This is a genomic window from Moritella viscosa (genome assembly GCF_900120065.1).
Classification (GTDB): domain Bacteria; phylum Pseudomonadota; class Gammaproteobacteria; order Enterobacterales; family Moritellaceae; genus Moritella; species Moritella viscosa.
On sequence record NZ_FPLG01000087.1, the window covers coordinates 95889 to 112907 of the forward strand.

General features: G+C 38.3%; 1 protein-coding gene. It reads right to left on the minus strand.

The window, feature by feature from the left end:
- Window positions 1-288: 288 nt before the first annotated feature.
- Window positions 289-17016 (minus strand): LamG-like jellyroll fold domain-containing protein, encoded by a 16728-nt coding sequence (locus BT797_RS12045; RefSeq protein ID WP_075472223.1) that lies wholly within the window; start codon window positions 17014-17016, stop codon window positions 289-291.
- Window positions 17017-17019: the final 3 nt, after the last annotated feature.

A 17019-nucleotide genomic window follows, 5' to 3' on the forward strand; every position in this document is an offset into this window, starting at 1 on the left:
TGAATCTATAAACTGCCTATCTTCTATTATATTAAGGGTGGGCAGTTATACCTAATCTACTTCAAGATGCACCAAAGATTCCTTCTATCAAATTAAGCCGCCTCATTTATAAACTCTATCCAAGCTAGAGATATTACTTTCAAACGTTACCGGAAATTACAGTTCATTAAAACCATGTGCTTTATTTCTGAACGTAACACTCTCAATTAAGTCTATCCAATAGATTCAACTTGCCCTGCGTGAAGAGTAATGGCTCAAGGTATCATTGAGCCATTTAAAAAAGCATTATTAATGCATACGCTGTTGCAACACATTCAATGCATTTTGCTGTGCAGCAATAACTTGGTTCGTTAGTAAATGGCTACTCCGCATACCATTTCCAGCCGTATTATAGTCCATGAGATTAAGATCTTCCGGTAGCGAGAACTCATTAATAACACGTTCATGAGCCTCATCTAAACTTAATCCTTTCGCCATATGTTGCGTCATCAATGTAGTCAGCGGCGTGATAACACTCGATTGAGGAACTGTTGTGAGCATGACTAGCTGTGCCTTACTGGTTCTAGTGTCAACACCATTAATAAGTTTAATCAAACCATCTCGTTCATCAATCAAACCATCGGCATTCTTATCAAAATACTGATAAGGAATGTTGAACGTTGAACGTCCCTTACTATCAGTAAAACCAATCGGTTCATTGGTATCCCACAAATCATTACCATTTGCATCAAAAAATACTGTACCGCCGACAATACTAGCCTGCTCCATCACAGCCGAATTACCAGCCCATTTGACACCCTCAAGAGTAAAATCATAAAGTCGGAAAATACCTAACGTCTCTTCCCACATTCTTATTTTCAAGGCTTCAACATACGCTTTAAGTTCAACATATAAAGTAAAACCAAGCTCAAATGCATCCTTAGGATCTGTTATCAACTGCATAGCGAGATCATAAGCACGTAATTTACCATCATACTGACCACCAGCGGTAAATTTACCATTTTTAAGTGGTTCACAAGCATTTGGTGTTGTTACTTCACAAATATCCACCAAATCAACACCGCCAGCTAGACCAGGTCCTCCTTGGAAGAAGGAACCAAATACAATGAGATCGAGACCTGCACCAAGATAAACCTTTGCATCTCCTGCAAGTTCATATTTGTCCCACACATTTTTATCTGATAATTCCCGTTCGTAGCCACCCCACCAATCTTGATCGGTACTATCGTCACCACCAGCATAATAACTTTGCTCAGACCAATCCTTAATATAAATACTATTTAATAAACGTAATGACCGATCACCATCCGACAGCTCTCCTTGGCAATCCCAAATTCGTTCTGGAGTATTACTTCCACAAATGCTTTGTAATAAGCCTCCAGTATCTACACCGACTTTAATGTCCGTCGCTATTTGCATACTACCGCCAATATATCCAACAAAGATAGGAATAGGGGTAGGACGGAACTTCCGATCAATTTCAAAACTAAGATCCACATCAGGCACATCAATTAAAATTAATTCTGCAGGATCACCAAATATAAATTTAAGTATGTCCAACGGTGAACTTAAAATTGGGAATGAAATAATGCCGCGACTACGTAATTCGTTAAAGCGCCCTTTCACTTTACTCTTGTTTTTATTTGGTTTTATATTAGCTCGTGGAGGTTCTGGACGCTCAGGTGAACTTTGCTTAACTTTACTTGGTCCAACTTTACCCGTTGCAGTTTTAGTAAACTCAAAGTTTTTATCACTACCAAGAATAATATGTCCTTGCTGATTAACATAAGGAACCAAAGATGTATCAATACCAGGTAAACTTGATGTGTCACGATGAGGGGTAACACGAATATCTTGAGGCGATACCAAGAAACCATCTAATGATATGATCCTTTCTTCTAAGGATTTTGCTCCAGATAATTCTTCACCTAAGTCAGCTGCAATTTCAATCAGCTGAAAAATATCCGCTGTAAACTCAAGAAAACGATTCGCATTCTTAAGCATATTCGCATATTTCTTTGCTTTGGCAGAACCCTGAGATTTCAAAAATGGCGTAGGTATTTCCAGTACTGTTACCTTACCATCATTATTTGAATCAAATACATGTTGAAGGCTAAGCTTTGAAAACAACTTCATATCTGCCGTTAACGCGTTCGCAATCGGTCGTATTGGAGCCATTTCAGTCGCCACATGCGAGAGTGGTTCCACTAATTGATCCGACAATAAAGAACCAAGATCAAGACCTAGATTATAAATTCCAAAGATAAATTCACCACCTCGGCTCGATACATTAGAAAATAGATCCGTTCCAGAATAACGTGCTGTTAGTCCTAAATTAGCAACAACCGAAGGTAAAGGAAAATCAACATTACCGCCAACTACATCACCACCATTATTACCTATTGCAGTATCTATTTGCGCATAGAGCGCCGCATCACCACCCAGTGTGAATTTGACTACACCTTGTTTTTCCTTACGAAGTTCAGTCCAATAAAGTATCCCATTGGTACTTTTAAGCGCTAACTCAGCAAATAAGTTTGCTTTTGCCATCGGTTGAATCAATCCCTTACTCGCTTTTACGATATCTTTGATATTAGAGTCAAAAGTGGATAAATTATCACCGGTCCAACTATTATCATGAAAGTCACCTGAATATGTAATTTCAGACTGATTATCAAAACTGACCTTAAGTATATTTTGGTCCCTAATCATTAAGCTCAATTTACGGAAACCAAGATTACTTTTAGTCGAAATAAAAAAGTCATCTTGGAGTTGAGTTATGCCATAAGTCGTTTCTTCAGACGACCTAGCGATAATACGATTATAAAATTCATTCAATGTTGATTTATTTGACAAATTTGACGAGGTTTCCCAGTTCGGTATGCCCTCTCCCATAATATCAATTGCATTTTCTAATGACGCGACACCTTTAAGTTTAAGATCACCTTTTGTGGTTTTCGTCATCAAAATATTAGGACTATGTACTTTACAATCTTGCCCTTCACTTACTTTGTCTTCGTCCGTACAATAAATTTTATATCCTTTAAACAGGGCTTTAATTTTATATTTATACTGATCTTCTTCCTCTTCTTCCTCCGTCATTGAGATGAATTCACTATTCAACAAATCTTTACATAATATTTTATCCGTTGACTCTTGCGCTGTTGCTGGCGGATTAGTTTCCCAATCAAGGCAATTTAAAATATAACTAGATTCAGAAACATCACGTTTTAAGTAATAATTATAATAACCCTGCTCAGTTAGAGATAAGATCCCATATTGACCAACAATATATGCCTCTAGATTTTCGTTTCTATTCGCCTCCGTAAATTCTATAACTTTATCACGGTCATCATAGTTGCCAACAAGTGTTTTAAATACTTTAGCTGGGGATGTCTGCGCCGTATCACTCACATTTGCCGGTTGCATTGGAGCCTGACTAATACTTGCACTCGCAACAAATAATTGCATATCACCACTAAAGTCAAGGGCTGAAGATAAGCTAAGAGACAATTTACTTACCGTGTCAACTTTAGGCGTATCTGTATTTTCTGATTTCAAAAACATCATTTTATACTTAGAAAGCGTGTATTGAACAGTTTTCCACGGTATGTCATCTGCACCTTTTAATTGAATATTATCAATGTCTTTTAATTTATCTTTACCATTAAAAGCTACATTTTCAACCGAAAGTGATGAAAATTCCCATGTCCATTCAATATGATAGTCATTACCTTTTTTCTTTAAGGTACCTATCACTTTCAGATCACCATCCTCAAGTTTTAACGTTTCAGACCAAACCGATTTTTTCTTAAATACATTCATATCACTTGGTACTGATTTAACCGAATCTTTCAGTGCATTTAACCAAGGTGCTTTAATGTTTAATTTTTCAGGTTTACAGCGATTATCAGCTGTTTTTTCACAACTTGTTTTCAAAATGACACTTGGGTCTTTATGCGTAGTTGAAAGCATAACTAAGGTTCTATCAGTCTTGAGTTCTACTGCAGGTTTTATCTCACTAACTATAATATCCGCTGTAAATGTACTATTCCTTGGTCCAAGTAATGTTGAGTCAATGCTCTCAAAAACATTAATATCAAAATTAAAATTCAGTGCTTGAGAGCCTCTATTGTTGTTCTTATCGTTAAAATCGGTCGCTTTAATGGACCGGTTTTTAAACTTCAATCCGTCCTTAAGCGTCGACAAATAGTTCAATACCGCTACAATATTTTGCCTTTCCTGATTAGTCGAAGCCTTATTAAGATTATGATCAGGATCCACTTCATGACTAATAATAATAGGTACATTCTTATTCGGTCCTATTGACTCAGGTTGCTTGAGTGATATTTCAATAAAGGGAGCATCATGACTATCTTTACCGTATATCACATCTTCCTCACTCAATAATGTTTTTACTATGCCCTCTATAACACTAAAATCATATATAGGTTTATCTTGATAAGGATCGCTGTGTCTTGGATTAACCCTTTTCCATTGCCAATAAACCTTAACATTCCTCTTCTTCAGGTCAGCATTAATAGCTAACATGTTCTTAGGTTCTGCAGGTTTACTATCCATATCGGGTATATTTCCCTGTTGAGTAATAAAAACAATACCATTAGGGGCAATCGATATTCCTTCCCAAGTTTGTAGTGAATAAAGCTCAACAGGTTTAGATACCGGGCTTCCAAGCAATCTATCTAGCGCAGCACTGTCTGTGACAATAAATATGCTAGGTCTTACTGATTTCTGATAACCTGTATCTTTTTTCTTACGGTCAAACTTAATACCAAACACCAGATCCGAGGTAAATTTAAATGTACCTCTTGCTGCTCCAGTAAAGTGTCCCATTCCTGGCATTCCCCAGTCTGTCACAAATTCATCTGTCTGAGCACTTAATCCGGCAGTAAAGGAAACTTTTAGCATTAGTTTTTCATTATCAAACTTTAAAATTTGCACAGGCCAATGATAATAACCAAAGGTAGCTTGTAATGCTTTTGTGAATATTCTTTGTATTTCTGTCGTCGTTAGGTGCGGTTGTTTAAGTAATTCACTCACGACAATATCTTCAATTCTTTCAGAAAAGCTCGGTATATTCGCATGGCTAGCATCACCAGATGTAAGTCCTGTTGGGCCACCACCTAATCGACCAAGTAAAGGGACACTAGTATCATACAAACGCGCCTGAAGGAATCCTAAAACTTCCGAGATTCCTTGCGCAATTTCGATAGGGTCTAACGCTGCTTCTTGTAAATAAACACTACTGGTTACCAGTCCGGCTCGGACGAGTTTAATGGGGCTGTCTTTATCCAAAAGTTTACCACTGAACTGCAGTTTTTTACCTTCAACAGAAGATAACAGCTCACTATCAGCCTGCACTTGCGCCAGACTAGCACCACCAGACTGCTTATAAGTGACAGTCAGTGCCAGTAGATGATCAGAATGATTATTGAGTATATACTTAAAGCGCTCAGTCACTGTACGCTCATCAATATTATCAAGCCCAGCCTTAATTAGGGTTTCATCAAGCTTGTAAATATAAGTCGCATCTTTACCCAGTATTAATTCGCCATACTGACCAGCTAAATTAATCTCATTATTCACAGCAATTAAACTTGCCACTGAATTAAGTGGATTTGCTGTAAATAATGGATTTGTCGTGAGTAATCCTTTTCCAACCCAGAGATCATTATCATCCTTATCACGCAATGACATATTTGTTACTTTAGGTAGCGCATATGTTCGCCCATACTGGCTTACGTTCGCTCGAATATTGCCCTCTAGTTCTGAACCTGTATCTAAGGCAGCAGATATTATTTGTCCTGTGATATATGGAGCCCCATTACTATCAATACAAACAGTTAAATTATTTTCACTATCACAAACCCCAGGACTATAGCCATTCACCTGTGCAGATAATATTTTCCCTTCAGACATATCCGTATACTTAGTTAAATCAATATTAAATGCGAAGTTATCACTTACGTCACCTTCAACATTTTCATTGTTCAGACTGTAAACAAATGAGTCTGAAAAAGTCCAATGTGATTGAGTATACTCACTACTATTCGTGTTCAATGTATATGTATAACTATTATTAGCTAAATCAAATACTAATGTACCATTATCCCCATCAGGGAAAGCTATTTTTTCCCCCGATGGTGGGACTGAAGTAAGAATTGCTTGATTTACGGCACTAATCTCAACCGCTAATTTTTGAATGAGCGTATCATTTTTATTTAGTGCGATCTGATAATCGAATACATCATAGATCTTACCAATCGGAGATTTGGAAATAGCGGTGAGTATTGCCTTTTGAGAATCTGAGCTACCAAATTTCCCATCAGAAATACGATAAACAAAATCACCTAAATAATCTTTACTGCCTTTTATCGGTGTTAATGAAACTTGCCCATACTCTCCTTCAGCAAAAGTAGCGCCAGAAAAACTGACTGCACCTTCAATAACGAGCGCATCTTTGTCTTCAGCGTCTATTGGGCTGGTTAAATTCAGAGCCCCCTTCATCGTATTATAAAAAGGTTCACACACAGAAGAGTCAGCATAATCCTTCTGACATTCATTACTTTCATCAAGCAATGTGAAATAAATATTGCTATAACGAGGCGCTAATGCATCATCATTACTAATCAAATTATTAAATAAGTGAATATCTACCGTCTTCCACTGATTCCAATTATTTGTGCTAAATTCAATCGGTTCGATAGCCATAAAGGTACGATCACGCTGGTTTTTATAACGGACATCCTCGTAGTAAAATGCTAATTTCACGTCAGTCTGTGGTTGAGATTTTAAGCCAACCCTAAATCCATTATACTGCCCTTCTTCGACACTCAGACCGCCTTCTGGCATGACAATTTTCAGACCGATATCTTCATTATCTAAAATACGAACAGCAGCTTTATGTGTCTCTGGATGTGCCAAGTCTAAGCGATATTGATCAGCAGATTCAGGATGCTCTTTATTAGATACAGGCGGATTAATCACGACTACAACTTTTTCATAGCGTGCAGCTAAAGACTCTTCCGGTGTTAGATCATCAATCGGAAAAATGGGGAAACTAACCCGTTTTTTATCTTTAGGTATGTAGAGAGTACCTGACATTAACGTATCATAACCTTGGAAGTCGGGACCTGGATCGGCCAATACATCGCTGCCTTTTGGTGGCTTAGATTCTGCGGTTGCCCCATGAGGATCAGCAGAATTATAACCATAAAGTGTATAGTTAACAGGTAAACCACCTGGGTAACCTACATTCTCCAGTACACTGAAAGTAAAGTAACCAGGGTGAGTATTTTCACCCGCATTAAGATCCACTCCCGCGCGCACAATCGGTTTATCATTATCTTCAATATTAACTAACAATGGTTGCGTCATTGTCATTTGATAGACCGGGTCCAATAAATCACGGCTCATACCAGAAAGTCGCCCATCAGTTGTGCCTGTAAACGTTTGCTCTTCAGCATCATCAAGACGTTTAAAACAATCGCGTTCTGACTTATAATTATCACGATCTATACAAGAATAAACAGCTATATCAACACCACTTTCATTAATTTTGCTAACGATTGCTATATCCAATGTGTGAGATTGTTTGTTATCAATTTGGGTAAAATAAAGCTGTTGTTCCTGATAGACACCCTCAGACAGCTCCCTAGACAAACGATACTGATAATGACCGTCACTATCCCAATTAATCTGACCATAATTGCCCAGAATCATTTGCTGAGGATCTGTCAGTAACAGTTCAATCTGTCGAGTATGATTATATTCCACAATGTCATCATCAACAGCAGCCACAGCAACAGTACGGGTTAAGTCCCAGTTTTCAGGGGTAAATATTAAATCAACTGGCTGACCAGCCAACGAATTAGCATTAAAGAATAGGTTTCCACTTTTACTCAATATAACTGGATCATTTTGCTGCTTACCTTCAGTATTTATTAATACAATACTGAGGCTATCACTTGATAAACGACCATAACCATTATCAATCACATAAGAGAAATTCTCATTAGCTTGCCCCTCTTCAACGGCTGTTTCTTGCTGGTAGGTATAATCACCATTTGACTGCCAACATAAGGTTCCATAAAGTCCTTGTGTGTCAGTACATGTCTTATCGTTACGAGCAATGACAGTTTTGACCTGACGACTAGCAGCATCAACATCGACCATTTTTATAATACGTCGTTGCGGAAAGAAGGTTAACTGGTTATCTTCTGGCACTAGGGACACTGTCACAGCCTGTGTAGGTTTACTATTCAGACGAACCTCAACAGCGTTAATTTCTCCTTCTGTAGCATGTATGCTACCTGGTGCTATCGCAGCTGTTGGTAAACTTGAAAAACTGACATTTATCGCAGCGTGATCATTATTCTCAATCCCTGTCGCTGGCAGCGCATTTGCCAAATTATCATAATTTATATCTTCACTCTTCGTAATGAACAAATAGCTAAAGAGAGTAGATTCATCGTCAACTAAATCATCAACACCTTTAACCCAAAAGAACTGATCAGTTTTCCAATTATCGCCTTCGGGATTAAACTTAAAGGAAATTGTATCTTTAAAGCCTTCTTCTGGTAGCTTACTCACTAATCCACCGAGCTCTGGAGCCGTCGTCGCAATTTTAACTTTCACGACATTATTTGGCTGGCTCGCTAAATGGACCTTATAAAGCTTAGCGTCAGTCTCTGTCTCAGACACGTCAATACGTAAAATTGGATCATTAAGTGTGAGTACTGAATCATCTTCCCGCTTCACAACCAACCCTACTTGGTCATTATCTTTAATATCAATACGAACTAAATCACTGCCCGTTTTGGTATGATAATCAGCTCGATTGACATTACCTTCGACAATTTGTAATTGAATAAACTCAAGAGGCTCTGCACGCTGATCATCTTTAAGCTTAATCATGATATTCGCTTCCGAATTCCCCTCGTCAATGGTGACAAAAGAAAAACCTTGTGTTTCCTTCAAACTAATCACACCCTGATGATTACTTTGGAACAAATCATCATCACCATCTCCGTCCCAGTCAAAAAACTGATAGAACTCAATTTGGTCATAAGCATGCTGCATCGTTACATTATCACCACCTATATCTGTATCAAGATGCCTCAAATAATTGGCAATATTACTGTGGGGAGCTGCTACATAATAAGGTTGTTCCGCATTACCGTAATTTTCAAAATACTTCAGTCCCCCTGGTAACTGCCCCGGATTATTACCGATATAATCAATGACGGCATCTTTATCACCATCATTATCAAAATCAACAAATTGAATAAAGTAGCCTTGTTCCATCTGTTTCAGCTTAGGTAAATTGAGAAGGCTTGTATGACTGCGAGTCAATACGTGACGCCCTTTTTCCTCAGCGTTTACTAAACCTTTCTCAATAGAAAAATGGACTGTTTTCCCTTCATTACTTATTACAACGAGTTCTAATTTACCATCATTATCCAAATCAACGAGTGTTGGAGACAACATACTCTTCAGCTCTGGATTAGTACCTTTTTGATAAAGGCTATGAGCCTGTAAAAATTGCGGTTTTTTTAAATCACCCGTATTTTTTAGCTGATATAAGCGACCGTCATTAGTACCAATAACCAAATCGACGTCCCCATCTTGATCTAAATCACCAGCCGTCATTGATACCGTATTTTTCAGTATTAAATTAAGTGGTTCTTTCTGAAATTGAGGACTCTGATTAATTTTTTTATTTAAATTAAGATGTAAATAAAACTGACCTGAATCATCCATAACCACTGCATCAGGTAAGTTATCACCATTAAAATCAGCAATGGTGAACAGCCGGCCTCGACTGACAGTTTCAAGGTTAAATAAATTGCTTGAACGAGTGACAAAACCCGTGAGCATTTCATAATCAGCCCCTTCCTGTGCACTTTGTTTAACCAACCAAACATCTTGCTTTACAGCCGAATCTTCGAGATCTAATTCGTCTCCCTGGCTATTTTCCAATGTCGATTGAATATTTTCATTGGCTATATTAGCTAAACTCAATTGGTTAAACTGCCACAAACCACTTAATGATGGATAATCGTCATTCAAACCAGCAGTAGGTAATGTTATTGCATAACTGCTGCGGATCTGCATATCGGTTCGAGGTTGAGTCCAAATACGGACTTCATCTATTGCTCCTGAAAAATACTCCGTTTTATTTTTAGCCCGGCCAATCGCGCGTAAATGAGTCGGAATAGTAGCAATAACATTGGCATTGTTTGTTGCAACTTTCTCTCCATTTACATACCACACCTCACCTAAAGCTGAAGACGTATAAGCGATATGAAACCACTGTTTTTTTATTACATTGTCAGGCAGTTCAATACTAAAACCATTGAATGAAGTCAAAACCTGATTTTTTATCGTCAATAAATTACTTTCTTCGTTATTGTCTTCACCAACGAATAGCCCTTGCTGGTTATTACTGATTTCTGGATGTAACCACATTTCTAAAGTTATGCCTGTACTGTCCTCTCCCTTTAATGACACATTTTCATCCGTCACTTCAAGCGCATAACCGTTAGTTTTGTCTTTCAGTTTTAGCGCTATATTTGATGGTTCATTTGAACTTGGCGTATTTATATTAAAATAAACACGGGTCGCTTGCGTTGCAGGTTCTGCAAGTCTTGCCGTTATTGCTATTTCCCCACCGTCTTCAGTTACGCTATTATCCGTAATAGACAAGGTAGCAAGCGGTTTACTCGGATCACTTAACGCAACATAACTGGTAATAATCCTTGGTTGCTTATTAATATCAACTAAGCTGATTGTTTTTTCCGTGACATTTGCAACATTCGAGATATTAAAGGTGATCACATCGGCTTGTGGACGCGGATTAGCTTCAAAAGACCAGGCTGCATATCCCTTTTTATCCACAACGGTTAATGCACCAAACTCAGTTAATAGTATTTCACCAACATTAGCGGTTATATTATCTTCGGCACTTGATGATAGCGCATGATAAGAGAAAGTTTTAGGTTGCTTAAAGGCAAGGTCTTCGTCAGTAATATTACTGAGAATCGTAATCTTTGGTAAGCCATTTGTTAACATTACACTCACATCAGCACTCGCCGTTGTTCGCTCACCTTTGGCTTCTAGTTGGATCCCTGTAATATAGAGATTCCCTCGCCATTTAGTTTCTTGTTTAAACAATGCAGAAGTAACTACCGCTTGGGCAGTTAAGGTTATAGGGTCGACACCCGCGTTAATTCCAGCATCAACACTGCCAGCCTCCTCTGTAGAATAAGGTAATAATCTTAACAATTCGGTACCATTTTTTGATGCCACAAGTTGCTTATTTTTAAATCCCCATGTCCAGCCTTTAACCTCTGTATCTTCATTATCAGTTACAATAATATTTCCAACACTCGATGAGGAGAAACTTATTTCAGAAATCTTTTCTTCATTCGATTTGACAAAATAGATCCGGTGCGTGTTTAAACTATTCGGAAATATCTGTATTTTTATTGAATCTGAAGTATAAGTCGCTTGGAGATCATTATTTTGTTTTGCGGTCAAATTAATATAGGATAAATCCGGTGAATAGGTACCTTGCTGATCCGTACCTGCAGACTTAGCTATAACGTTAACAAACTGAGGTTGATCCCAGTTTTCTGCGGTAAAAGTAAACTGAGTGCAGTCTTCAGTTGGTGATCCATCGCAATATAGACGAATCGCGGCACTATTATTTGCGTCACTACCTACACCACTCTGCTCTAATATTATGGTTACTTTCGCATTAGGTAATGGTTGCGATTTTAATCTAAAGCCTAATCGTTGCTGCTGACCAACAGTTAAATTCATTTCATCAGCGCCACTGACCTGATCACGTAAAATCAAATTAACAGGTGTCGCAGCCTCAGTAAGAACGACATCCTGACTCACAGAACCACTGAAGCCAGAATTAAATTGCATAAAGGTCGACGCAGATAGCGTACCATCTAAATTAGTAGCGCCCTTTAACGTCATACTTTTGACTATATACTCTTGTCCCAACAAAAAGACTGATTTACCAGAAAGCTTAAGAGATACAGACACAGAATCTGGTGTTGTTGCTAATTCCGATTCTTTTATATTTGATGTAGTCGCTAACAATTCAATGGGTAGCAACACCTGAGGAAGAGAGAGACTATCTGCACTCAGTAACACCAAACCAGTATCGGATGGTTTCTGCCAAGCAACAGATAAGTGTTGCGTCTCTAAGCTGTTAACCTGTAATACTTCTAACGTATATTGCTGACCTTTAATCAGGTGGACCCTTCGTGAACTCTGCTGGGAGTTTTTCTGCCCCTCTGTTTGAGTTTCAGTTTCAATTGCTGCGTCCCACCACCAATCATGCTCTTTAGGGTAATCAGCCGGATCACCTAGGTCATGACCATCAACAATAAACTTAACATAGTCGTCAGCACTTACGCTTTTTATATTTTCCTGGAAAATAAACGTGATACTTTTACCATCATAGTCTGGATATAAACCTTGATCTGGATTGTCCTTACAGGGTTCTGGCTTCGAAACGGTAGGAGGATTCCCTATATATAATTGATTATTTAATACTGGGTTATCAGTACTACCATACCAATTAACAATCTCTGAATTAATAAAATCATATTCATTACAAATCATGTCAACACCTGTCAAGTCTGGTAACAGTGACAGTTTTTTATTATTGCCGAGTGGTAATGTTCCTTTATTCTCACCCATGGTATATTCTACAGTCCAAGGGTCTTCCGCTGTAATCGCATTATTAAATCGTGACAATTCAAATTGAACTCGAGTGTATGATGGAGGATGAGCTTTAGCCTTCACCTCATATTTACCATACTTCTCATTACCATCAATATAAGCAAGGATCCGTGGTTCAAGCTCTGCACCTTCTAGGGTTAGCTGAGCATCACCATCAGATGCTAAAGCAAATATATATTCACCGGTTTCCGGTGCGGTTAATACAGTTCTAATTCGGCGGCCAATTTTATCTTCATTATTTAATGGAATATCTAAAGCACGAGTCAACATTTTACTGTTATCCGGTGATTTATTTAGATATGACTGGCTAGCTTTAAATTCAGCAATAGAGTCAACAGCGATATCCTGCCAAGTTTCGACCATGAACCCACTTGTAAGTGTATCTGGGATCAAATTATCTTTGGATATAGCCACTAACTCAGAAAAAGAACCTTCTGACTCTTTACTAAATTGCCAGCTGACAGAAAATTCACCAACGGGTTGCGTCAAGGCGTTTTGATACAATGCCTCTATATAATAACTATGTTCTGTATCAAGTAGATAACTGATTGCCTCATCGTCTTTCGTACCCAATGTCGGTACTTCATTTAAAGATGCAATTAATCCTTTATTCTGTCTATCGGCACTGACAGGGTTAAGCCATAATTCAGCTAATGCCGTTGCCGGTCCTGCTAAATTAAAACGGTAATATCCTGTTTTAGTTACTTTTAATTGACCTCTATAGCGGGCTACAGTATTTCCAACGAGTTCGTTACGTGTAAAAGATGCTTCATTACGAGTAAATTCAGCTTCTAAAGGTAGTTTAGGAAAATAAATTAAGGGGCTATCCGATTGTTCATTCGGGGCTATTTCTTGCAATAAACCATGTCGAGCCACAACCGATGAAACAAGTTTACCTGCACCTTTTTTCTCAATAACGATGTCTTTTATCAATGGATCGTGGTGTTGGATCATCAAATCGCCATTGTCTTTAAAACCGATAACTGCCACTTCTGGTGATAAGACAACCTTATCGCCGACAGTTGGTTTTTCCGCCTGATACTGACTAATTATAATCGTTGAAATATCATCATCTTGGATAGTTAAACTAGCTGTATCCCCACCCTTAGAGTAAGAAATCCCCTGTAATGGTTCACCGCTAAGATTGGTTATACCCGTCAATTTAATATTGATTTTACGGACACCATTTATCAGATCATCATTAATAAGTGGGTAGGAGACTGTAAAACTTGAATGGTATGCAGCAAGAAAGATACTTTTCGGCGTACTATCATCAATGCTATATAATACGTTGATTCCATAAGGTAACGGTTGTCCAAGACTAATAATAAATTCAGGCTGATCTTTACTTCCTTCCGTATATTCGGCAAGACCAGGAAGCACTTGAATACTCACATCACGTTGTGTTAGATCCGGTATTTTACCTTCCGTTATCTTTAATTTGTGTGCATCAGTTTCAGGATATATAGCAAGCGTTAAATTATTATAAAATGGGTCGCTACTATCAGCGCTAACATTTATAACACTGCCCCATGAACTAATATTAACCTTTTGATAAGTAAACCAGTTATCTGCAGAAAAAGTTAATCCTATATCACCTTTAAGGTGGACATCTGCACTAGGTTGACTACTTAGTTTCACCCAAAATATTGCACTTTCATCTTCAGCTAATAATAACGGATTTTCCGTTTTGTTTACCTGCTCACCATTAATATTATCGGAAATAATAATACCAGGGGAAAATTCATCACTATCAAGCAACGTAAATATAACGTCTTTTGCTTCACTTTTAGGTTGATAAAACTGATATTCTCCGGCGGGTGTATTATGTAAGATTATATCTAGCTGATCAGCATCATAACTAGGATCTGTAAAGTCCTGAAGTATGAGCGTATATTTTTGGCTTTCCTCTTTGATTGCATCCGGTAACGCTGCGAAGTAAATACGGGCAGCACCTGCAGGAAGATCACTCTCTTTATTTTCATTATTTATATCGGTAACAGGAATGATGACAGCATTAAATATTTGAGCCCCCTCTAAATCATCAAGCTTTCCATCCGTAATTTTTTCATATCGATTATTGTTATAATTGATTTGGTTAGATAAGAACTGAACCCCAGACTCTGTCTCTGTCTCTGTCTCTGTCTCTGTAATACTATAATGAACCGGTAGCCCACCCGCTAATGCATTATTAAAGAATGCCCCCTGGACAGCTGTCGAGTACTGACTGACATTTGAATCCCAACCATTAGGTAAATCTTCCTCTTTTGATTCTCGCTGAACATTAACAGGTCGCTTAGCCTGCAAAGTTACGTAACCCAAACTTTTAATATCATCAAGATTAATTTTATTACGAACCACTGGTGACGTAACTTGATCACAAGGAGAGCCTGATGAGGCTAAACCATCAGCAAGATCACAAATAGTCGTGCGAGATAGGTCTGATAATATTTCGACTTGAAAGTTAACATCTTCTATTGTTACTTTTTGTGAGAAATTTTTCACATCAATAGCATAAGCATCACTTGCTAATAAATTGACAGTAAAAGACTCATCCCCTTCTAAACGCTTGTCTAAATAAGTTTGAATTCCGGTATACGCGCCTAATTTATCATTGACTTGGCGTCTAGGAATATTCAGATAAATATCGCCTGCAGTTTCAGCAGGTACGGCTACAGAGTAGATAAATGTTGTTCCCCAAGCAAAATCGGCTTTAGTTTGTTGGCCAATAGCTGCCGGATCATCACTATTACCTGGATTTGCATAAGCATCAGGATCACTAAGATAAAAATATAAATGAGTCTTAGTAGCAAAAGGCTGAGACAGATTAATTTTTAGATTAGCGCGTTCGCCTTCATAAACTCTATCGATAGGTTCATTATTAAGGTTAACTAAACTTAACCCTACGGTAGGGACGGGCTCAGATAGAGGATAATCAGAGAGGGTATCATCATTACTAAAATCGTAATCACGCTGATCTCTTGTTACAAATAATGCAGTTCCTTTAGCTTGTGCAGGATGTCTACTTCCTGATACACCTTCATTTACAGTATTATCATTAAACTTGCTTAATCGCATTGTAAGTTGAGCATTATTATCTTCTCTTACAAATATTGCACCACCTAAACCAGCTCCGCCACCACCAAATTTAGCTGCACCACCACCATTACCACCATCGACACCATTATTTGCTTCCCCACCGTAGCCAGTATTCTTCTCATCAACACTGTAACCACCATATCCTTTATGGCCAACTTCAAGTCCATATTCACCAACTTGCTTATCATCACCACCACCAGAGCCTCCAGCACCACCGCCAGCACCAAATCCACCATTAGCACCATTACCACCATCACGACCTGCATCATACGATGTTTTACAATCACCACCACCACCACCGCCAGAACCACCTCCAGCTCCCCAACTACCAGTTTTTCCATGTTGTCCGTCTTCAGGATCACAAGAATGCTTTGACCCACAGTTAGATCCAGCCTTACCACCTTCCCCTCCACTTAATAATTTAAATGAAGCGTTATTATTAAACTGGCCACCTGAACCACCAGGCTTTGCACTTGTACTCTGACAATGATTATCATAAGGATCTCCGCCTGCACCACCAGGATCAACGCTATCACCACCTGTTGCAGTATTCTGACTAAAAATTGTTTGCTCAAGAACAACTTTGCCTTTATTAATAAAGATCGCACCACCAGCACCGAGTCCACCACCACCAGCATTTGTTCCCTTCTGTCCCTGCGCTAGGCCATTAATAAAATGAACACCAAAAAAAGAAATAAATCCGGTATTTTTATCATTATTAATTGATATGATTTGATATTTACCCACGCCATCAATAACCGCTGGTTGGCTAGGCTCACCAACCACCCATATAGGGTGGGACAAGTTGGTAACAGTCTCTAGCGAACTATTTAATATAATATTTTTATTTAACAATGGTCTTAGATCTACGACACAGCCTGCTGAGCATTCAGATCGAGTGCTAGCTAACTGAATAGCTTCACTCAAATACAGACCGGTCGGTTTAATAACACGAATGATACCTCTGTCTATATTGGAACAATCAAGTCCCGCAGAACAAGGACTATTATTTTTAGGTAAAGATGAAGATGAAGATGAAGATGAAGACCCGTCAATTATCCCATATAAAACGGAGATAGACAGAAACAACAGGATAGTAACTAAAATAATAGATTTGTTTATTTTAAGCATATT

Coding starts and splice junctions, on each gene's coding strand:
- BT797_RS12045 (WP_075472223.1), bottom strand. CDS start 17,016: ATGCTTAAAATAAACAAATCTATTATTTTAGTTACTATCCTGTTGTTT.